Below are 22,367 nucleotides of genomic sequence, written 5' to 3'. Positions count from 1 at the left end.
TTCACCTTATTCAATGCAGACTTCTACTATATCGCCATTTGCGCTTTTAACTTCAACGAATTTGCCTTCTAAACCACTTTCAAGGGCTTCAAGTATAGCGTTCATATCAAAGTTTGCGTATTGGTGCTCTCCCATTGGGATTGGAATCTTACCAGTAGCCTTTAAAAATGCCTTTGCAACTTTTACAGGAATGTTTACATTTACATTGTCTCCCTGCTGTGAAAGAACCTTAACCTTTAGTGCCTTTTCATCATAACTTACCATAACCTTTTCTTCCTTTTTGTAGAGAGCCTCGATTAGCTCAGTAGCCTTCTCTGAGCCTATTTTTCCCTCCTCCATCATCCTTAAAATTCTTGAGATTTCTTCCTTCACAAAAATTCCCCCTTTAAATTTATTCGTTTTTTAACATCTTTATTGCTTCATCGGGTGTTATTTCACCCTTTTCAAGCATATCCAATACGTCCTTATCGCTTTCTGTCTTTGACCTTGTTGAGTAACCGAGCGACTGAATAACTTCATCAAGTTTGGCTCTTACCGTTGGGTATGAGATGGAAAGCTCCTTTTCAACATCCTTTATGTTTCCGCGGCACTTTATGAATACTTCAACGAAATTTAACTGTTCTTTAGTCAGGCATACAAGATTGGAAAATTCAAAGTCGTTTTCTATTTTTGTCCCGCATTTTTTGCAGTTAAGTTGAGTAACATTCAGCTTATTATCGCAAATCGGGCAGCGTGTAATTACTTTATATCCCATATAACCACCTTCCTTAATTTTGATTATACTATTAAAAATTAAAAATATCAACATATAAATTAAAAAAATTAATTACTAAATTAAAAATATTAATATTATATGTCCTGTTGATTTAAAATATATGATTTGAAATTAAAAAGATAACTTGCTACAGCTATTTTTCGATATAAAAAATACTACTGCGCTATTTTTAGTGCAGTAGTATTTTCTCAATGTCAATTTAATTTTTATGCTAAAACTTCTTCTTTTTGGTCAAGAACCATTTGAGCAATGTTATTAGCATGGTCGCCAACTCTTTCAAGGTTGCTTAATATATCAAGGAATACTGTTCCGCTTACTGGATTACAAATGCCTCTTGAAAGTCTGTCGATATGGTCCTCTCTGTATCTCTTTTCAAGCTCGTCTATCTTTCCTTCAGCTTCAAGTGCATCTTCTGCTTTTACAAAATCATACTTTTCGAGCGCATCTATTGATGAATCTATTGCAAATTTTACTGTCTCATACATTTCATTAAGCTGTGATATTGCTGATTCTGAGAATGGAAGCTTGTTGTCCATCTTGTAAACAGCAAGTTCAGCTAAGTTATCCGCATGGTCGCCAACTCTTTCAATGTCATTTACTACGTGGAATAGCCCAGAAACCAGTTCAGAGTGTTCTTCTGAAAGAGGGGTGCTTGAAAGTGCAACCATAAAGCCTGTTATTTCTCTTTCAAGGAAGTTAATAACCTCTTCAGTCTTAAATACATTCTTAATTGCGTTTTCGTCCTCATTAACTATTGCATCAATTGAAGTTGTAAGGTTCTTTGAAGCAAGTCTGCCCATTCTAACAACTTCTTTAACAAGCTGGCCAACAGCAATTGAAGGAGTTTCAAGAAGTCGTCTGTCAAGGTGTTCAAGCGCCATAACATCTTCCTTCTCTTCCTTGCCTGGAACCAACCAGTTTACAAACTTAACAAGGAATACTATGAACGGTGCTTGAATAAATACGTTTGAAATATTGAATATAGTGTGGGCATTTGCAATTTGTCTTTTAACATCTCCACCTAATATCGGAATTAGATTTACTACTATTGGTAATATGGCCATAAATATTAGTGTTCCGATTAGGTTAAATGCTAAGTGAATTAAAGCAGCTCTCTTTGCATTTTTATTTGTTCCAATGCTTGCAAGCATTGCAGTTACGCAAGTTCCTATGTTGTCTCCAAACAATATTGGCAGGGCAACTGTTAAAGGAAGAGCATTAAGGCCTGCAAGTGCCTGTAAAATACCAATTGTAGCACTACTGCTTTGGACAACTACAGTCATACCAACTCCAACTAAAACTCCCATTATAGGATGTTGGCCAATAGTGATGATTAAATTTTTAAATTCTTCAACTTCGGTTAATGGCTTCATTGATTTTTCCATCATCTTCATACCAACGAAGAGCATACCGAAACCGAGTATTATTTCACCTAAATCCTTTGTCTTCTTTCTCTTGCCAAACATAACCATTAATGTTCCGATAGCAAGGACGAGTGGAGCTATATCTGTCAGTTTAAATGCTATAAGCTGTGCTGTCATTGTTGTTCCAATGTTTGCACCCATTATAACTCCAGCTGCCTGGAAAAGGTTCATAAGTCCAGCGTTAACAAATCCAACAGTCATGACAGTTGTAGCACTGCTGCTTTGGATTATAGCAGTAACAAATGCTCCAACTAAGATTGCAAGAACTCTGTTTCTTGTTAGAGTTTCAAGTATCTTTTTTAGCTTGTTTCCTGCAGCCTTTTGAAGACCGTCTCCCATCATCTTCATACCAAAGATGAATAGTCCAAGTCCTCCTAAAAGCTCAAAAATATTTTTGTAGCTCATACCTTACCTCCATCATAACGATATTATTCCTATTATAGGATAACATCCTATTGTTAAATATGTGTTAAATAGAAGTTAATTTTATGTCGAAATTAAGTATCAATTTGCGATGGAGTATTGGTTGTCTAACAATTTAAAATTGTCTTTAATACCATCGGTCATATAAATTTTTTTGTCCTTAGTCACGAATATTGCTTCAATTCCATCCAGTTTTTTAACAAATTCCATTCCATCCTTTAAGCCTAATGAAAATACTGTCGTCGATAGGGCATCCCCGTCAACTGATTTTTTTGAAATTATTGAAACGCTAAGAAGGTCATTATCAACTGGGTATCCAGTAAAAGGATTTAAAATATGATGATATGTCTTGCCATTATCCTCAAAATATCTTTCGTATATCCCAGACGTTACAACTGACATATCGCTAACTTCAATGTTTCCAAGTATTTCTCCTCTCGCCTTAAAAGGAGTTTGAATTCCTATTTTATACTTGCTTCCATCAGGTTTTTTGCCAAGGGCATAAACATTTCCACCAAGGTTTATTATTGCACTCTTTATTCCATTTTCCTTAAGAGTTTCAGCTAACACATCGGCGGCATATCCCTTTGCAATACCACCAAGGTCGATTAGCATTTCGTCCCCTGTTAATTTTACTGATTTACTGCTCTCATCAGTTTGAACGTTCTTGTAATTTACTAAATTCTTTGCCCATTCAATTTCATCCTTGTTTGGAATTTTCGCATTGTCCGTCCCTATACCCCATATTTTAACCAAAGGTCCTATTGTTATATCAAATCTACCACCGGATAAATCTGAATAATATAGCCCCTTTTGAATAACATTAAAAGTATCATCTGAAACTTTAACAAAGCTACCGATATTTTTTGAAATAGATAAGGTTTCAGTTCCTTCGATATTGATGCTAAACTTATTTTCAAGGTCCTTTATTCTATCAAAGGCTTTATTGAATATTTCGTCGCTTGCTTTATTATAAATTTTAATCGTAACTACCGTTCCCATGTAAAAGTCAGTCTTTGAAACTGGTTCATAATTTGCCTTATTGCATCCAGTAAATATAAATGTTATAAAAAGTATAAAAAAAGCTATTTTTTTCATACCATCATCCTTTCAAAAATTAAGCTGCCCATATGGGCAGCCATTATTTTGTAGCCATTTCAAGTGCCTTTTTAACAGCTTCCTTATATTTTTCTGAGCTGTTTGTAACTCCAGTAAATGTGTCTACATCAGCTGAATTTTTTTCAACGAACCTCTTAGCCATTTCTTCGTTAGCAGTTTTTGCTTCCTTTAATGGATAAGTAGAATAGTCCTTTATTTTACCGTCTTCTCCAACTTCCTGAAGAACTACTTTAGTAATCTTGTCATCTTGAATTGTTACATAAGCAAGAGCATATCCCTGCTTAGCATTTTGGTCTGAACTTGCAAGGAATGTTCCATTTAAGTATTTTTTTGCATCCTTTTCTTTGCTTGCCATTTCAAGAGCACGTGCAACTGCTTGCTTATATTTTTCTGAGCTGTTTGTAACTCCAGTAAATGTGTCTACGTCAGCTGAATTTTTTTCAACGAACCTTTTAGCCATTTCTTCGTTGGCAGTTTTTGCTTCCTTCATTGGATAATTTGCATAATCCTTAAGTTTTCCAAGTTCATTTACTTCGTATAATTTTACTTCAGTTATTTTATCTTCTTTTATAGTTACTTCTGCATAAGCATAACCCTTTGATTCTGGAGTTGCATCTGAATATGCAGTGTATGTGCCATCGTTATACTTAGCACTTGTAGTTGTTGTGTTGTTTGATGTGTTATTTGTATTTGTGTTTGTTTCACTTGTTGTCTTACTTCCACATGAAGCTAAAAGCGACAACGTAAGTAGAGTTGATAAAAGTATACCTAGAATTTTTTTCACAGTAACCCCTCCGTTTGTTAATATTTGAACAATAAAAGTTAAATTTTCTTAATTATATTTTAACATGAAAAAAAATTAAAATCAATTGATAATTTTTATTGAAATAATTATTAAAAAGATTTAATATATAATTAACATGATTTTTTAAACGGGGGTGCTATTATGGCTCAAAAAATAGTAGTTCTGGGTGCCGGATATGGCGGGGTAAGAGCTGCGAAACTATTAAATAAGAAACTTAAGAAAAAAGCTGAAATTTATTTAATCGACAAAAATCCATATCATACCCTTATGACAGAACTTCATGAGGTTGCTGGAGGGAGAGTTGAAGAGGATGCTGTTAGGGTTGAACTCAGCAGAATGTTCCATAGGACTGATGTAAATGTAATTATTGACGAAATAACCGATATTAATTTTAACGAGAGAAAGTTAGTATCAAATAACTCAGTCTATGAATACGACTACCTAATAATCAATATTGGAAGCGAACCAGCATATTTTGGAGTTAAGGGAGTTAAGGAATATGGATTCTCGCTCTGGTCGTTAGATGATGCGGTTGAAATAAGAAGACATATAATAGATATGTTTGAAAGGGCATCAAAGACAACAAGCGTAGAAGAAAGAGCCAAGCTATTGACATTTGTTGTTGCAGGTGCTGGATTTACAGGAGTTGAAACAGCTGGTGAACTTGCTGAATTTAGAAAGGAATTGTGCTATAAGTATAACATAGATGAAAAAGAAGTGAGAGTTATACTCGTTGAGGCGCTCGATAGAATACTTACCACATTAAACGAAAGATTGGTTTCAAAGGCTAAATACTATATAAATAAATTGAATATAGAGCTTAGAACAAACTCTCCAATCGTTGAAGTTATGGAAGATAAAATACTTCTTAAGGGTGGAGATGAAATAAACACAAGGACTTTAATATGGACATGTGGTGTTCAAGGAAGCAGCTTTGCATCAAAACTCAATCTTACAATGGGTAAAAGAGGAAGAATACTTACAAACGAATACATGCAGAGCGTTGACCACAAAAATGTATATGTTATAGGAGATATAAGCTATTTAGAGGAAAACAATGTTGGAATACCACAAATAGTTGAAACGGCACTACAAACTGCAGATGTTGCAGCCAAAAATATAATTGCAGACATTGAAGGAAAGGAAAAGGAAAAGTTTAAGTCGAATTATCATGGATTCATGGTATCGATAGGTTCAAGATACTGCGTTGCAACATTGATGGGAAGAGATTTGACAGGATTTTTAGCTATGGCTGCAAAGCATCTTGTTAATATGCATTATTTATTTGGCATTGGTGGTTTATTGCTCATTTGGGATTACTTCAAACATCATTTTATGGATATAAAAGATAATAAGTCCATGGTTGGAGGACATTTTGCAGATAAGACTCCAACATTCTGGTTAGTGCCTCTAAGACTTTATATAGGCGTTCTATGGCTATTAGAAGGTATTGGAAAGGTAAAGGATGGTTGGTTAAATCCAAACAATATATTCATAGTTGCTACTTCTAATGTAAGCGGTGCATCACAGGCTGCCGATGCTGCAACCCAAGCATCACAGGTTGCTACGCAGGTTGTTCCATTATTAAAGCAGCCACCAGAATTATATACACAATTTATGCATATATTTGTTGAACCTTTTGCCTATATATTCCAAGTTATGGTTGTGCTTGGAGAGTTGGGAATAGGGTTGGCGCTTATAGGTGGATTATTTACAACGCTTGCTTCACTTGCTTCAATATTCCTATGCTTTAACTTTATTTTATCTGCTATGGCAGGCAAGGAAATACTATGGTATATATTTGGAGCAATTCCGCTTATGGGTGGAGCAGGACGTGCATTTGGACTTGACTATTATGTAATTCCATGGTTCTATAGATTATGGGAGAAGACGTTTAGAGGCAAGATGAACTTTAAACTTAAAAAGAGGGGAATATATGAAAAGGCTTGAAATAATAATTATAGTTATAACGCTGATATTAGCAGGTTCAATTCAGGTAGCACATTTTTATATGAATAGAAACGCAGGAAAATATGTGAATATATACAAGGATGCAAAACTGTATACAAGCCTTAAAATTAACGAAAATAAGACGATTGAAATTAAGGATGCCGATGATATCAATATAATTGTAGTTGAAAACGGCAAAGTATATATGAAGGATGCGAACTGCAGCGATAAGGTTTGTGTTGATACTGGGATTATAACTGGGGCAGGTCAGAGTATCATCTGCCTGCCCCATAAAATTGTCGTAGAAATAGCAGGCGAAAGAAAAGGAATAGACGATTCTGCTTATTGAGGTGTATAGGATGAAACTAAGAAGGATAATTTTGGGTGCCATTCTAACTTCTATGGCCCTTTGTCTTTTTATAATTGAATCATTTATTCAGCTTCCATTTGCATTTCCAGGGGCTAAAATAGGACTTGCTAATATAATATCTGTAATATCGCTTTATCTTTTAAGTCCTGTGGAGACTATGATAATAATAATACTAAGAGTTTTTCTTGGGACAATATTGACAGGGAATTTATCTTCATTTCTTTTTAGCCTTTCCGGTGCAATGCTGAGCTTTTCAATGATGTTTATAGCAATGAAAGTTTTAAAGGACAGGGCAAGCGCTGTAGGAGTTAGTATGATTGGAGGCATATCCCATAACATTGGACAAGTTTTAGTGGCTATGTTAATACTGCAAAATATAAATATATTCTGGTATCTTCCATTCCTGTTGATAACAGGATTGGTTACAGGAATCTTTATAGGATTTACAGCAAAATATCTTATAGAGCATTTAAGAAAGATAAATGTCAATTATATGATAAAAGGGTGATTAGATGGCTAATTTCTGGGGAGAATATCCTTTTTTAGTAGATGAGCTTGAAAAAGTAAAAAGGATAATACTTAAAAAGATAAGAAACAGCGATAAAACAATAGAGGAAGCTTTAACCGAGGTTTTTGCCAAGAACGGCAAGATGTTAAGACCTGCATTTGTTATTTTATCTGCGCAATTCGGTGATTATAAGTCGGAAAAAATACTCAATATAGCAGCTGCAGTTGAGATGTTTCATAATGCGACTTTAATTCACGATGATATACTTGATAATTCTGTATTTAGAAGAAATATAAAAACTGTTCAGAATAAGTATGGACAGAATTATGCTGTTATTATAGGGGATTTTCTTCTTGCAAGGTGTATTGGGCTATTAACAACTTGTGAAAAGATTGATGTCCTAAAGGATACAGTTAAAAGCATGGAGAGGTTATGCATTGGCGAGATACATCAGTTTAACATTAAGGGCAAGGTGGATGTGTCTATTAATTCATATCTTAAACGTATTGCGTCTAAAACAGCAGTATTATTTGCTTTAAGTTTTTATATTGGAGCCATTGAGTCGAATTGTGAAAGAAAAATTTCAAACATTCTAAAGGAAACAGGTTTTAATATTGGAATGGCATTTCAAATAAAAGATGACATACTTGATATGGTAGGCGAAGAAGAGATAATAGGGAAGAAGGTTGGAAACGATATTAAAGAGGGGATTTATACTTTACCTATTCTTTATGCTATTAATGAAGATGGATATTTGAAAAATTTACTCTCTAAGGGTAATTTGTCTGAAGAAGAAATTAATGAAGTTATAAGGATAACAAATGACAAGGGTGGAATAAAAAAGGCTGAAGAATTAGCCGATAGATATACAGAAAGAGCATTAAGATTGATTGATAAATTGCCAGAAGCACAGGCTAAAAGTATTTTAAAAGAATCAGCAAACAAGCTTTTAAAGAGGGATTATTAAGATAGACCGATAAATAGAAACCCTAAAGCCCCAAATAGACAAATTTTTGTCATTTTGAACGTAAATGACAGTTTAATTTGTAAATTATTAGAAGTATAATATACTTATAATATGACGAAGGGGGTTTTTTATGGGTTTACTTTTTTTGTGGATAGCAGTGGCGATAGCAGGAATTATTGCTGATATTGTAACTAGCGGATATGTATTTTTTGTTTTTACCGTTGGTTCTATTTTTGCAATAATTTCGGGTATGTTTGGTGCTGCCTATGCTGTTCAGATTATTGTATTTTTAATTGTAAGCGCTGCGACATTTGGAGTAAGTTATCCTATAATTAAAAGGACGATTAAGCAAACTGTAAATAAGACTCTGAGAATGGAGGAAGAATATATAGGAAGAGAACTTGTAGCTGATGAAGACATAGCAGATAAGGCTCTTGTTAAAATTGAAGGCATATACTGGACTGTAAAAAATTTAAACGGGGTTATCAAAAAAGGAGACAAAATTAAGATTGTTGGCATTGAAGGCAATAAAATATTAGTTGAAAAGGTTGAAGGGGGTATATAAATGAACATTATTGCAAATATTTTTCTTATTTTTGTAGGTTTAATAGTATTGATGATTATAGTATCGGCAATCAGGGTTGTTAATACTGGTTATCTTTATGTAGTTGAAAGGTTTGGACAATTCCACAGAATATTAGAGCCAGGCTGGCATTTTTTAATTCCAATAGCTGATTTTGTTCGTGCAAAGGTTTCAACAAAACAGCAAATACTTGATATTGAGCCACAGTCGGTTATAACAAAGGATAATGTTAAGATATCTATCGACAACGTAATTTTCTATAAGGTTATGGATGCCAGATCAGCTATTTATAATATTGAAAATTACAGGTCGGGTATTATATATTCAACCATAACTAATATGAGAAACATTGTTGGTAACATGTCACTTGATGAGGTTTTATCAGGACGTGACAAAATAAACAATGAGCTTTTACGGGTTGTAGATGAGATAACAGATGCTTATGGTATTAAGATACTTTCAGTTGAAATTAAGAATATAATTCCACCTGCTGAGATTCAACAGGCTATGGAAAAGCAGATGAAGGCAGAAAGAGACAAAAGAGCAGCAATACTTCAGGCAGAGGGTGAAAAACAAAGCTCCATTGCAAGGGCAGAAGGTTTAAAACAGGCAAGAATTCTTGAGGCGGAAGCTGAAAAGGAAGCAAACATCAGAAGAGCTGAGGGACAAAAGCAGGCACAGCTCTTAGAAGCAGAAGGAAAAGCCATGGCAATTCAACGTATTGCAGTTGCACAGGCTGAAGCCATTAATACTGTAAACAAAGCTATAATAGAATCTGGAACTAACGAAGTTGTAATTGCTCTAAAGCAGGTTGAGGCCCTTCAAGAAATGGCCAAGAACCCAGCAAACAAAATCATTCTTCCTAATGAAGCAATTTCAACGCTTGGGAATATTGCAGCAATCGCAGAAACACTTAAAAAATAATGATAAGTTAAACCCCCATGAATTATTTCGTGGGGATTTATTTATGCCTTTTTTAAAAAATTTTTTTCAAATTCAGTTTTTACAACTGGCTTTCCAATAAAGTAGCCCTGAATTTTGTCTATGTTAAAATGTTTTAACACTACAAGCTGTCTTTCGTTTTCAACACCTTCGACTATAATTGAAATATCAAGTGCTTTTGCAAGATGGGCTATAGATTTTATTATTTCAAGATTTTTAGTGTTTTCTATGTCGTTTATAAGAGACCTATCTACCTTTATTAAGTCGATAGGGAGTCTGCTTATATATATAAGAGAAGAATATCCTGTCCCAAAATCGTCTATTGCAATTTTAACTCCAAGTCTCTTTATTTTATTCAATATATCAGCCACTCTGTCAATATCTTCAAGAGCCTCATCTTCTGTGATTTCTAATATAAGGCTATTTGGTTCAAGATTTAATTCTTTTAATGTATTTTCTATATAGCTTATAAAGTTACTATCTATTAATTGTTTAAAAGAAGTATTAACTGAAATAGTAAAATCCTTATATCCCATTTCATGCCAAACTTTGCATTGCTTACATGACTCCTTTAATACCCAGTTATCTATATCTACAATTAGACCTAATTCTTTTGCTATGGGGACAAATTGATTTGGAGGTATTATTTTATCGCCCTTTCTCCACCTGATTAATCCCTCAGCTCCAGTTACTTTGTTCTCATTTATATTATAAATAGGTTGGTAGTTGATTAAAAATTCTTCGTTTTCAAGTGCTTGCTTCAAATTGTTTATAAGATATACATTTGTCATGGCCTTTTCATTCATAGATGGATCAAAGTAACAATATTTTGTTTTATTTTTCTTGGCTTCATACATTGCAATTTCAGCGTTTTTTAATATTGCTTGCATTGAATTTGCATCCTTAGGAAATTCAGCAATTCCAATTGATGCGCTCACAAATAAATTTTCATTCTTAAAATGAAGAGGTTTTTCAAAAATACCAATTATATCATTGATTGCATTTTGAATCCTATATGTTCCATGAAGATTTTCAAATATTAGAAGAAATTCATCACCGCCAATCCTTGAAATAAATGCATTTCGTTTAAATAAAGTTCTTATGCGCTTTGCGATATATTTAATTATTATGTCCCCAAAATCATGACCATAGACATCGTTTATATTTTTGAAATTGTCTATATCTATAAGGAACGTAGTAAATTTAATATTTTTCTTTATCAAAGTATCTATTTGACTCATTGAGTGTTGCCTATTTGGCATCTGGGTCAGTTGGTCAAAATATGCAAGATGGTATATTTCATCAATGCTTTCTCTTAACTTTTCATTGGATTCATGAAGGTTATCAAGCATTAGATTTATATTTTTTGAAAAAAGTGCAATTTCATCCTTACCTTTTACAGGTATTCTCAATGAATAATTTGATGTTTTTGTTATATTATTTATGATATTTTGAATATGGAGAATTCGATTGAATACATCTTTTTTTAACTTATATAACAGTACGCTTACAACAAGACCTACAAATAATAAATATAATATTAATAGTATTTTAAGATTTTTAAGCGTTTCTAAATAATATTGCCTGTTTATTTCGAGGATAAATGTTGAGGATGGCTTGTTTAATACATCTTTAAAACTTAAATAAGCTGTTATAGTATCATAATCCTTAATTGTCTTATTTTCAATAATGCTAGAACTTAATATAGAGTTAATATCCAGTGCGGTTGCATTCTTGATTTCTTCAATTTCTTCAGGGTTTATATATTTTCCCACAATATAGTAACCATTATAGTTATCATAATCATCGCTTTTTGTTATTTTTTGAATGCTTAACAAAACCGGTGTGTTATTAATAAAATTTATTCCAGAAGAATCAGCGGTATTTTTTATTATAAATTCTTCCAGGATAGGTTTAATAGAATGATTAATTGACTTATTTAATTGAATATCCATATTGCTATTTTGGTTATATCTTTCATATAATATATTTCCATTTCTATCCGTTATAAATATAAAATTAATTCCGTTTTTATCAAAAGATATATCGTAATAATAGTTAGATGTTATGTAATCGGTATTTTTATTAATCACAAAGTTATAGGTTTCATCCCATTTTGAATAATCTAAGGATAAATTATATATCAAATTGAGTTCATTGTTAACGTGCCTGTTTAACCTTTTTATATCAGAATTTGCAATTGAATCTTCTAATTTATAAATTGGTTCAAGGATAAAATAATTTGATGCACCTATTATAAATAATAAAACTGATGTAACTGTAATGGTGATATATATCAATATTTTATTAATTATGCTCATACTTGTTCCTCCGAAGTAACAGTGATTAGATAAACTTCAAAATATTTCCCAAATAAAACTATTCATATTATAATACAAAACTTATTTTAAGAAAACAAAAATATTGCAATTTATAAAAAATTGTGATAATATCATTTTAGGAAACGTTTCCAAGAGGTGATAAAATGACAGCTACAATAAAGGATGTAGCCAAAAAAGCAGGGGTAGGATTAGGAACTGTATCAAGGGTATTGAATAATCACCCTTCGGTATCAGAGGAAACTAAAAAAAAGGTATTAGAAGCAATCAAGGAACTTGATTATAATCCAAATGCTATAGCAAGAAGTTTAAAGATTAAATCTACTAATTCAATTGGGGTTATGATTCCAGATATTTCAAGTGCCTTTTATTCTGATATAGTTAGAGGAATAGAGGATATTGCCAATAAATATAAATATAATATAATCCTTTTAAATACAGATTTAAAAAGAGAAAAGGAAAAAGAAGCATTAATCACTTTAAAGGAAAAGAAAGTGGATGGCATTTTATTTATCAGTAATACGATAAACGATAAATTGAAAAAGGATTTTAGAAAAATTAATATTCCGGTTGTTTTAATTGCAACCAAGGACAAAAACGAAGAATTCCACAGCGTTACTATAGATAATGAAGAAGCTGCTTATAAGGCTACCGAGTATCTGATTAAGCTCGGGCACAATAAAATTGCAATGCTTGCAGGTAAAAACGATGATCCTAATGCTGGTATCCCAAGAATAGAAGGATATAAAAGAGCACTAACAGAAAATAAAATTGCAGTCAGGGAAGATTATATTTTTCATGGAGATTATAAATTCAAAAGCGGCTTTCAAAATATGCTAAAGATTATTAAATTAAAAGACAAGCCTAGTGCAATATTTGCTGCATCGGATACTATGGCAGTTGGTGCTGCCTCATGTGCAATGCAGCACGGATTTAAAATACCCGATGATTTTTCGCTTATTGGATTCGATGGAATAGAACTTGCACAGTATTTTTATCCTCCAATTACTACCATTAAGCAGCCGAGATACGAAATGGGAGCTAAGGGGATGGAAAAACTATTAAAGCTAATACAGGGTGAAGAAATAGAAAAAGGAGAAGTTCTTGAGTTTGAACTAGTTGAAAGAAGCTCATGCAAATTAAAGGGGGATTGAGAATGAAGTTTTTGAAAAAAAATGCCTTTGAAATCATTCTAATACTTCCACTTGCACTGTATATTCTTGGATTTACTATTTTACCAATATTTAAAACTATTCTTCTGAGCTTCCAGGATAAAGATACAGGGGCAATTGGAATTACTACTTATCAATATTTGTTTGCTAAAAAGGATTTTAGGATGGCAATATTTAACACGATTGCAGTTACGTTTGTTGGTTTAACTTTTCAACTTGTGGTTGGTCTTTTTATTGCAATGGCACTAAAGTATGAATTTAGAGGAAAGGGACTTGTAAGATCTTTAGTTTTACTTCCGATGGGTGTTCCGACCCTTGTTTCTGGTGTTACTCTACTTTATATATTTGGAACACAGGGTTACTTAAACAAATTGCTCTATACGTTAGGAATAATATCAAAGCCTATAGCGTGGACTTCGGGGGGGATAAAAAATATATTTGTTATTGCAATTGCAGACTCATGGAAGGTACTGCCGGTAGTGGTGCTTTTGCTTTTGGCTGGTTTGGAATCGATTCCATCAGAAGTTTATGAGGCAAGTGCAATCGATGGGGCATCGAAAACTCAGACATTTTTTAGCGTTACATTGCCTTTATTAAAGCCATCTATAACTATGACCATGATTTTAAGAGCAGTTGACTCATTTAGAATATTTGAACTTCCAAAAATACTTGCAGGAAGAGTTACTCCATTCCTTGCAACATATGCCTATGATGAATACTCATACAACAACTTAAATGCTTCAGCGGCTTCGTCTACTATTCTATTGCTGATTATAATAATATTTATGTTCTTATACTTCAGAATCGTTGACCGAGGGGAGGGAGTAAGACATGGCAAATAATAAATTACTTGGTAAATCGATGTTTTACATGGGAATAATAATCATTGTTTTATTTATGATAATTCCTGTATATATACTATTTAGGGTATCGTTTGCAGTTCCGGAAGATGTTTTAACTTCCAGCCCTAAATTTTTAATTACAAGGTTTGAGTTTAAACATTGGGAGCAGGTGTTTAAGTCGGGTAACTTGTGGCCTCCCCTCTACAAGAGTTTTATAGTGGCGACATTGACTATGATTTTAGCGTTAATTGTTTCTGCACCTGCTTCCTATGCTATTTCAAGGTTTGATAGAAAAATAAAATATGGAATAATACTAACACTTTTCTTTACAAGAATGTTTCCAAACGTAGGAATTGCACTTCCTATTTCTGTAACATTTTTAAAATGGAATTTGCTCGATAAAAATATAGGGTTGGTGCTTGCACATCTTATAGAACAGCTGCCATTTATAGCGTGGATTTTAGTTTCAACATTTGAAACGATTCCATTGGACTTGGAGGAGGCGGCATCAATCGATGGTGCGGGCAGAATAAGAACTTTATTAAAAATAGTATTGCCAGTAGCTGCTCCAGGGCTTGCGGTAGCTGCGATGTTTACATGGCTTAATTCATGGAATGAATTCACCTACGCACTATATCTTTCGCTAACAACAAAGACGTTGCCTTTACAGATTTACTACTATGTTTTAAGAGGTGGTTTCTTCCAGCAGGCTGCATATTCAACTATACTAACAATTCCTGTTTTAATAATTACTTTTGCACTGCAAAGATATATAAGGTCGGATTACCTAGGCGGTGCGATAAAGGGTTAAAAACTGCCATGTGCAGTTAAAATAAATATTAAAGGGGGATTATAGATGAAACTCAAAAAACTTATTGCTATTCTACTATCTGTATCTTTAGTTATGAGTTTATTTGCAGGCTGCAGCAAAAAAGAAGCTGAAAAGCCAGCAGAGCCAACAACTCTAAGAATCACAATGGGTCTTGGAGAAGAAGAATGGAAGGTTATGAGGGAAGATATTTTCCCAGCATTCGAACAGGCTAACAACTGCAAGATTGAAGCTGTTCAAGTAGAATCAGGCGACGTTGTTAAAAAGCTTGAAGCTATGAAGCAAGCAGGAAAAACAGAAATAGACCTTATTGCTCAGGACAATATGGCACTTGCTCCACTTGTAGATAAGGGACTTGTTGAAGATATTTCAGAATTCAGAAGCAGAATTCCAGCAGAAATAATTCCTTCTCTTGTTTCAGTTGGAGAATTTGATGGAAAGCTATACTTCTTCCCATTCAGACCAAACGTTGAAATTAATTTCTATAACGAAGCAAAGTTAAGTCAATATGGACTAAAGCCTCCAACAAATTGGGACGAATTATTAAATGTAGCTAAAACATTAAAAGAAAAGGAAAAGGTAGGCAAAGTTGGTATTAAGGCAGTATTCGATGGAAATACTACAGTTCAATTGTTTGAATTCATAAGACAAGCAGGCGGGGACCCACTTGTATTAAACGATGAAGGAAGTGTTAAGGCTTATACATTCTTAAAACAATTATGGCCATACCTTTCACCAGATTCATTGAAGGCTGACTGGAATACAACTAACAGATTCCTTGCAGAAGAATCGATGTATCTTGCAGCTAACTGGCCATTTGGAGTTAATGTAATAGTTAAGGACGGCGGAAAGAAGGAAATAAAGGCTTACGGCGGATTTGCAGGACCTGTTAAGGCTTCAAAGGTTCTTGGAGGAGACGTTCTTGGAATTCCAGTAGGTTCACCAAATAAGGAATTGGCATTGAAATTCATTGAATACTTAATGTCAAAGGAAGTTCAAGAAAAGCTTGCTTCAAAACTTGCATGGCCATCAGCAAGAACAGATGCTTATGCACAGGTTGAAGATTGGCAAAAGCCATATTTTGATGCTATAAATGAAGCAATGAAGGTTGCTGAACCAAGACCAAACCTTGTTTACTGGGCAGATGTTGACAAGGCAGTTAACGATGCTTTAAAAGAAATAGTTGTTGACGGCAAGGACGTTAAGGCTACTCTTGACAAGTATCATAATGTTATCGAGGAAGCTAAGAAAAAAGCTGGCAAGTAATGATTTGGCATGCCTTGTGCATGCCAAATTTTATAAAGAAAGGGGATGCTGCAATGAATGAGCTAAAAAATGATATTCTACTTGATGAATGGAAAATTATTGAGGAAACTTTTGATTTGGACAATAGCCTAAAAAATGAAACATTATTTTCAATTGGTAACGGATATATTGGTATGAGGGGCAATTTTGAAGAAGGTTTGAAGGATAAAAGGTATACAGTTGAAGGAACGTATTTGAATGGATTTTATGATACCCATCAAATAAAATACGGCGAAAAGGCATATGCTTTCCCGGAAATTGGTCAGACTATGCTTAATGTATTGAATGCAAAGGTTATTAAAGTTATAGTCGACGATGAAGAGTTTAATATGTCAGAATCAATAATACAAAAATATAGAAGAGAGCTTGATTTCAAGGAAGCAACACTTAAAAGGGAAGTAGTATGGAAGACAAAAACTGGTAAGGAAGTAGAAATAAAAACAGAAAGATTGGTTAGTTTTAATGAAAAACACCTTGCAGCAGTTAGATTAATAGTTAGGCCTTTAAATTTTGACGGTAAAATTAAAATTGTTTCACTAATAGATGGAGATGTCAAGAATCTTTCTGCTGAGGACGACCCAAGGGTTGGTTCGGGTATTTCAGGAAGACCACTTAAAATTGACGAAAAAAGTGCGGCTGAAAATAGACTGAAGATGACTGCAATGACTAAGAACTCAAATTTTAAGCTGCTTTGTATTGTAGATAATATAATAAACACTGAAGATGGATATAACACAAATGTAATTGAGGATGATTATAAAATAGGACTTATTTATGATATAAATGCTAATAGAAATAAAGAAACAGTGTTAGATAAATATATAACCTATGCTACAACAAGAGATTATAATGAAAATGAAGCTGAAAATAAGGCTGTTGAAGTTTTAAATAAAGCAACAGAAGCTGGATTCAATAGAATAAAGGAAGAACAGGGGCTATACTTGAAAAAATTCTGGGATATGGCTGATATAGAAATATACGGGGATTTGTTTTTACAGCAAGGTATTAGGTTTAACATGTTCCATATTCTACAATCTGTTGGTAGAGACGGATTTACTAATATAGCAGCCAAGGGATTGACAGGCGAAGGCTATGAGGGGCACTATTTCTGGGATACGGAAATGTATATAATTCCTTTGTTCACTTATACAAAGCCGGAAGTTGCAAGGAAACTGCTTGAATATAGATACAATACTTTAGATAAGGCAAGGGAAAGAGCACGACAAATGTCACACAACAAGGGGGCTCTTTATCCTTGGAGAACAATAAATGGTGAAGAATGTTCGGCATATTATCCAGCATCAACGGCACAATATCATATAAATGCTGATATTGCCTACGCTATTAAAAAGTATTTTGAAGCCACTGGGGACTATGAATTCCTTGTAAATTATGGAGCGGAAATATTGTTTGAAACAGCAAGGATATTTGCTGATTTGGGGCACTATGCAGAAGGTAAAGGCTTTTGCATTGATGGAGTAACAGGACCTGACGAATATACTGCAGTCGTTAACAACAACGCCTACACTAATATAATGGCAAAGGACCACCTGGATTTTGCATATTATGTGTCCAATTTATTAAAAGAAAAATATGAAAATATTTATTACAAACTAAAGGAAAAAATACAACTTGATGAAAGTGAAATTGCTGAATGGAAAAGAGCAGCGGATAATATGTATATACCATATGATGAAAGATTAAAAATACACGCTCAGGATGACACATTCCTAAATAAAAAAGTTTGGGACTTTGAAAATACTCCAAAGGAAAAATATCCTCTTCTTTTAAATTATCATCCGCTTGTTATTTATAGACATCAAGTATGCAAACAGGCTGACTGGGTTCTTGCTCTTTTCCTACATGGTGAAAAATTCGATAAAGAGCAAAAGATTAGGGATTATGAATATTATGAAAAGGTTACAACGCATGATTCATCGTTATCTCCATGTGTATTCAGTATAGTTGCCTGCGATATAGGTTACACTGAAAAAGCATACGAGTATTTCATGAGAACAGCAAGAATGGATCTTGATGACCACCATGGAAATACCAAAGATGGAATTCATGCTGCTAACATGGCTGGTTCTTGGATGGGAATAGTCTTTGGCTTTGGTGGATTTAGAATATATAGTGATAAGATATCATTTAAGCCTATTATACCAGGACATTGGAACAAATATAGCTTTAAGGTAAACTATAAAGGAAGATTAATTAAAGTTACTGTTGAAAAAGAAACAGTTAGCTTTGAGCTAATCGAAGGACAAGGAATTAATATTAACTTCTATGAAAAAGAAGTAGAACTTAAGAAATCCGAGTTAGTTAAGGAAAAAATGCCTCTTTAAAATTAAAGATTTTATTAAGCTTGATAAAATTAATATAAAACTTATTAGGCCATAAACTGGATAAATAGTTTTAATTAAATTTGAAAAGCTAATAAATGAAAATGGCAATGAGACAGAAATGATAATTAAAACAATTTGCCTATAACTTAGGTTGAAGCTTCCGCTAAAACGCTTTGCAAGAGAGTAAATATCGCTGATTTCGGTTGAAATCATCTCAAGCCAAATTGCAATCATTAATAAGTTTGGTAAAATGTTGCCATAAAATTTGGCGATGTAAATATTAGGTATTTCCTTTGAAAAACTTTGCGGATAATAGGATAGTATCGAAAAGTTAATTATTAATGCTATTATAGTTAAAAGTAAACTTCCAATTAAGGAGCCATAGATTAAGGCTCCTTTGTTTTTTTCTTCATTAGCAATAGGAGAAAATACTCCTATTATTGACATTATGTTAAAGGAAGCATATATAAATGAAGAAAAAAGCCAATTGCTCTTAAAAGGTTTATATATTTCAACTATTTCTTCAAATGTCTTTATTTCTGATGACAGAACAAAATATCCGAGTAATATAATAGTTAAAGTTGAAAAGGGGACGATGATTGAATTTATTTCTATGAGCCCCTTTGTAGAAAAAAGGGAAATTATCAAGACTACTAATGAAACAAAAATAACGGCGTAATTTTTTCTAAAGCCAAAATTTTCATAAAGCAAAGTTGCAGAGCCTGAAATCATTATAACATTGCTGCTAAATATAAAAAAAGTAATTATTAAATCGCTAAAAAAACCGAACTGTTTTCCAAGAACAAATTTTAAGTAGTCGCTATAGGATTTTAATTTATATTTTATAGATAACTTAATTATTATCTGAGATAGAAAAACATATAAAACAAAACAAATAAGTATTCCTAAAATACCTTTTTTACCATACATACTAAAAAACTGAAGTATTTCCTGACCGGATGCAAGACCTGCGCCTATAATGGTTCCAACGAAAACAAAAGCGTATTTTAAAGTCTTCACAATATCACCTCAAAAAAAGCTGCTAAAATACTATATGCAGTCAAAATAATAATAATGCAAACTAAAGGGTATAATAAACATATGAGGTGGTGATTGAATGAAAAGGTTTTTACTTATAATCATTGCAGTATCTATGATATTATTTACAGGATGTCCAGATGAAGAAAAAAAGGAAAGTTCGGACAAAAAGGAAGTTCAAAATACAACCATAGATAAAAAAGCTGCTGAGGAGTTTTTAAACAACTATTTATTTCATGCAATAAAAAGAGATACAAATGCCATGCTATCATATTATAGTCCAAAGTTAATCGAAAATTATAAAGAGGTCGTTAAAAATGAAAATCCTCATCCGGTTGGATACAAAATTGAAGAAGGTGAGATAAGTAAAGAATCGGAATTTAAAGTGCATATTTTTAACGCTTACAATGCTTATCCTTATTTTTCTGATGACACATTTAAGTATAAACTTACTTCAAAGAATGGCAAGCTATTGATAGACGAGATTAAAAAGGAAGATTCTATTGAACTTTATTCAAAGGGGAATTCACTTTATAAAAAAACCGGCGATAATGCACAGGGGGAATTTATTGTTTCAATAGAAGATTTTCCTGCCTTTACTTCAGCACAGAACATAATTTATCCAGAACAAAAATTCAAGGTTCCAAAGAAAAAATTGGGGCCCTGTGCTATTGATTCAGAAGGTAAAATTGCAATAGTATCGAGTATAGATGTTGATTCATATATTGGTATCGTTAGACTCGATGAAGAGGCGTTTAATATGGCACAGAATGGTCAAAAAGGACAAGGTCAAGACCAAAAAGGTGAAGGCGGCGGAGGAGAAGAGCAAAAGTCGGAAGAAGAACGACAAAGGGAAAAGAAAGAGATAAAGATAAAATCCTTGGATTTTTATTCGAACAAGATAATTCAAATAATAACCCTTTCTCCAGATGGTAAAACAATACTAACTGAAATAAGCGACAATAGAGGAAAAAGAGAGATTAAGGGATATAAAGGTGAAGATGGAAGTTCATTAGAACTTGAGTTTGTAAAACAATTCAAAAGTGATGTGTTTTCAACCATTAATCCTTTTTTTATATCAAAAAATGAATTTGTTTTTTCCGTGGAAGTAAAACCAAATGCTACCGATGAAGAGAAGAGATTAAGGGGGGATTGGGTATATAATATTGAAACCAAAAAATTCAGACAAATCAAACAATTTTAATTGTAAAAAAATAGAATAGCATATATAATTAAATTAGAATAGTAATTTGGGGTGGGGTTATGACTAAGGGAAGCGAACCTAAGGTTATTAGTATTAGATGGTTAAGGTTTAGAAAAAAGCTACAGGAAATAGTGAATTTTTTTACACGGAAGAATAATAAAAAAGAAGAAAGAAATAAAAATCATCAAACGTTTCATGACGTGATATAAACTTTGTGAAAATTGACTAACTTATTCATATACCTTAACTATTTAAGGCATTTTTTTTGTATGATAATATTTTATTAAAGTTTGAACTTGAGGGGGATAATTATGGCAAAAGTATTATTAAAGAATGTTTATAAGGTTTACCCAGGAAATGTTACTGCGGTTAAGGATGTAAATCTAGACATTGAGGACAAGGAGTTCGTCGTTCTCGTTGGACCATCAGGATGTGGTAAGTCTACGACTCTTAGAATGATTGCAGGACTTGAGGAAATTTCATCTGGTGAACTTTACATTGGAGATAAGCTGATGAACGATGTGGCACCAAAGGATAGGGATATTGCTATGGTATTCCAAAATTATGCTCTTTATCCACATATGTCGGTATATGAAAACATGGCGTTTGGTCTTAAATTAAGAAAGGTTCCAAAGGATGTTATAGATAAAAAGGTTAGAGAAGCTGCAAAGATACTTGATATTGAACATCTTCTTGACAGAAAACCAAAGGCACTATCTGGTGGTCAAAGACAAAGAGTTGCTCTCGGAAGAGCTATCGTTAGAGAGCCAAAGGTATTTTTAATGGATGAACCTCTATCAAACCTTGATGCAAAACTTAGAGTTCAGATGAGAACAGAGATATCAAAACTTCATAAGAGATTAAATACAACTTTTATATATGTTACACATGACCAAACAGAAGCTATGACAATGGGAACTAAAATAGTAGTTATGAAGGATGGAGTTATACAACAAATTGCTGCACCACAGGATATTTATGAAAATCCAGCAAATCTATTCGTTGCAGGATTTATTGGCAGTCCACAGATGAACTTTATAGATGCAAGAATTGAAAAGGAGGGCGACACCCTGTTTGTTGTATTTGGGAAGGTAAAACTTCCAATTCCAGAGAGCAAGAGAAATGTTATAATAGAAAAGGGATATGTAGGAAAGGAAGTAATATTTGGTATTAGACCAGAAAATATAGATGATAGCACAGATTTTGTAAGTGCTCATAGTGAAAGCATTATTGAAGCTAAAGTTGATGTAATGGAACACATGGGTTCAGAAACATATCTATATCTTGTTTGTGAAGGCAAGAACATAACAGCAAGAGTTGAGCCAACTACTAAGGCTAAGGTTGATGAATTGTTGAAGATTGCTCTTGATATGAATAAGATGCATTTATTTGATAAGGAAACAGAACTTGCTATATGCTAAGGGGGA

The 22,367-nt window shown here is 33.2% G+C and carries 21 protein-coding genes; 14 read left to right on the top strand and 7 right to left on the bottom strand.

The window, feature by feature from the left end:
• Positions 1–6 precede the first annotated feature (6 nt).
• The 5 genes from ABG79_RS07325 to ABG79_RS07305 form a co-directional block, all read right to left on the bottom strand.
• On the bottom strand, positions 7–372 hold the full coding sequence (locus ABG79_RS07325) for an SHOCT-like domain-containing protein (protein WP_057978673.1): 366 nt from the start codon (positions 370–372) through the stop codon (positions 7–9).
• Between the two features lie 19 nt (positions 373–391).
• Positions 392–754: a DUF2089 domain-containing protein gene (locus tag ABG79_RS07320; protein WP_057978671.1), complete on the bottom strand. Its 363-nt coding sequence runs from the start codon at positions 752–754 to the stop codon at positions 392–394.
• A gap of 227 nt (positions 755–981) precedes the next feature.
• Positions 982–2,604, bottom strand: coding sequence for a Na/Pi cotransporter family protein (locus ABG79_RS07315; protein WP_057978670.1), 1,623 nt, complete (start codon positions 2,602–2,604; stop codon positions 982–984).
• Between the two features lie 99 nt (positions 2,605–2,703).
• On the bottom strand, positions 2,704–3,720 hold the full coding sequence (locus ABG79_RS07310) for an FAD:protein FMN transferase (protein WP_057978668.1): 1,017 nt from the start codon (positions 3,718–3,720) through the stop codon (positions 2,704–2,706).
• A gap of 43 nt (positions 3,721–3,763) precedes the next feature.
• Positions 3,764–4,525, bottom strand: a complete 762-nt coding sequence (locus ABG79_RS07305) for an FMN-binding protein (protein ID WP_057978666.1) — start codon at positions 4,523–4,525, stop codon at positions 3,764–3,766.
• A gap of 162 nt (positions 4,526–4,687) precedes the next feature.
• Between ABG79_RS07305 and ABG79_RS07300 the strand changes: the two genes are divergently transcribed.
• From ABG79_RS07300 to ABG79_RS07275, 6 genes are all read left to right on the top strand, one after another.
• Positions 4,688–6,496 (top strand): FAD-dependent oxidoreductase, encoded by a 1,809-nt coding sequence (locus tag ABG79_RS07300; protein WP_057978664.1) that lies wholly within the window; start codon positions 4,688–4,690, stop codon positions 6,494–6,496.
• Positions 6,483–6,845 (top strand): NusG domain II-containing protein, encoded by a 363-nt coding sequence (locus ABG79_RS07295; RefSeq protein ID WP_057978662.1) that lies wholly within the window; start codon positions 6,483–6,485, stop codon positions 6,843–6,845. The genes ABG79_RS07300 and ABG79_RS07295 overlap by 14 nt, the downstream gene beginning before the upstream one ends.
• A gap of 10 nt (positions 6,846–6,855) precedes the next feature.
• Entirely contained in the window at positions 6,856–7,374 is a 519-nt protein-coding gene (locus ABG79_RS07290) for a Gx transporter family protein (protein WP_057978660.1), read from the top strand.
• 4 nt (positions 7,375–7,378) lie between these two features.
• The gene (locus ABG79_RS07285; protein WP_057978658.1) at positions 7,379–8,341 is read left to right on the top strand and encodes a polyprenyl synthetase family protein; all 963 of its coding nucleotides are present in this window, start codon (positions 7,379–7,381) and stop codon (positions 8,339–8,341) included.
• A gap of 130 nt (positions 8,342–8,471) precedes the next feature.
• Positions 8,472–8,906, top strand: coding sequence for an NfeD family protein (locus tag ABG79_RS07280; protein WP_057978656.1), 435 nt, complete (start codon positions 8,472–8,474; stop codon positions 8,904–8,906).
• The gene (locus tag ABG79_RS07275; RefSeq protein WP_057978654.1) at positions 8,907–9,848 is read left to right on the top strand and encodes an SPFH domain-containing protein; all 942 of its coding nucleotides are present in this window, start codon (positions 8,907–8,909) and stop codon (positions 9,846–9,848) included.
• Between the two features lie 41 nt (positions 9,849–9,889).
• Here ABG79_RS07275 and ABG79_RS07270 read toward each other — a convergent pair whose 3' ends face one another.
• Positions 9,890–12,187, bottom strand: coding sequence for an EAL domain-containing protein (locus ABG79_RS07270; RefSeq protein ID WP_057978652.1), 2,298 nt, complete (start codon positions 12,185–12,187; stop codon positions 9,890–9,892).
• Between the two features lie 164 nt (positions 12,188–12,351).
• Between ABG79_RS07270 and ABG79_RS07265 the strand changes: the two genes are divergently transcribed.
• Genes ABG79_RS07265 through ABG79_RS07245 form a run of 5 tightly spaced genes read left to right on the top strand, consistent with a single transcriptional unit; the run spans position 12,352 to position 18,698 of the window.
• Positions 12,352–13,359, top strand: coding sequence for a LacI family DNA-binding transcriptional regulator (locus tag ABG79_RS07265; RefSeq protein WP_057978649.1), 1,008 nt, complete (start codon positions 12,352–12,354; stop codon positions 13,357–13,359).
• Positions 13,360–13,361: 2 nt separating this feature from the next.
• Entirely contained in the window at positions 13,362–14,219 is an 858-nt protein-coding gene (locus ABG79_RS07260) for a carbohydrate ABC transporter permease (RefSeq protein ID WP_057978647.1), read from the top strand.
• Complete coding sequence (locus ABG79_RS07255; protein WP_057978645.1) at positions 14,209–15,030, top strand: carbohydrate ABC transporter permease; 822 nt, start codon at positions 14,209–14,211, stop codon at positions 15,028–15,030. The genes ABG79_RS07260 and ABG79_RS07255 overlap by 11 nt, the downstream gene beginning before the upstream one ends.
• 45 nt (positions 15,031–15,075) lie before the next feature.
• Positions 15,076–16,314: a sugar ABC transporter substrate-binding protein gene (locus ABG79_RS07250; protein ID WP_057978643.1), complete on the top strand. Its 1,239-nt coding sequence runs from the start codon at positions 15,076–15,078 to the stop codon at positions 16,312–16,314.
• 53 nt (positions 16,315–16,367) lie between these two features.
• The gene (locus tag ABG79_RS07245) at positions 16,368–18,698 is read left to right on the top strand and encodes a glycoside hydrolase family 65 protein (protein WP_057978747.1); all 2,331 of its coding nucleotides are present in this window, start codon (positions 16,368–16,370) and stop codon (positions 18,696–18,698) included.
• Here the strand turns inward: ABG79_RS07245 and ABG79_RS07240 are convergent.
• The gene (locus ABG79_RS07240; protein ID WP_057978642.1) at positions 18,672–19,718 is read right to left on the bottom strand and encodes a YkvI family membrane protein; all 1,047 of its coding nucleotides are present in this window, start codon (positions 19,716–19,718) and stop codon (positions 18,672–18,674) included. The genes ABG79_RS07245 and ABG79_RS07240 overlap by 27 nt on opposite strands.
• A 97-nt stretch (positions 19,719–19,815) precedes the next feature.
• On the opposite strand from ABG79_RS07240, the gene ABG79_RS07235 reads away from it, so the two are divergent.
• From ABG79_RS07235 to ABG79_RS07230, 3 genes are all read left to right on the top strand, one after another.
• A complete protein-coding gene (locus ABG79_RS07235) occupies positions 19,816–20,940 on the top strand; it encodes a hypothetical protein (protein WP_057978640.1) in 1,125 nt (374 codons plus the stop codon).
• Positions 20,941–20,999: 59 nt separating this feature from the next.
• Positions 21,000–21,149 (top strand): hypothetical protein, encoded by a 150-nt coding sequence (locus ABG79_RS12515; protein ID WP_160318229.1) that lies wholly within the window; start codon positions 21,000–21,002, stop codon positions 21,147–21,149.
• Positions 21,150–21,251: 102 nt separating this feature from the next.
• Positions 21,252–22,361 carry an ABC transporter ATP-binding protein gene (locus ABG79_RS07230; RefSeq protein WP_057978638.1) on the top strand — a complete coding sequence of 370 codons (1,110 nt, stop codon included), beginning with the start codon at positions 21,252–21,254 and terminating at the stop codon, positions 22,359–22,361.
• Positions 22,362–22,367: the final 6 nt, after the last annotated feature.

It is taken from the genome of Caloramator mitchellensis, from assembly GCF_001440545.1.
Lineage (GTDB): Bacteria > Bacillota > Clostridia > Clostridiales > Caloramatoraceae > Caloramator > Caloramator mitchellensis.
This window is presented reverse-complemented; position numbering and strand designations above follow the sequence as displayed.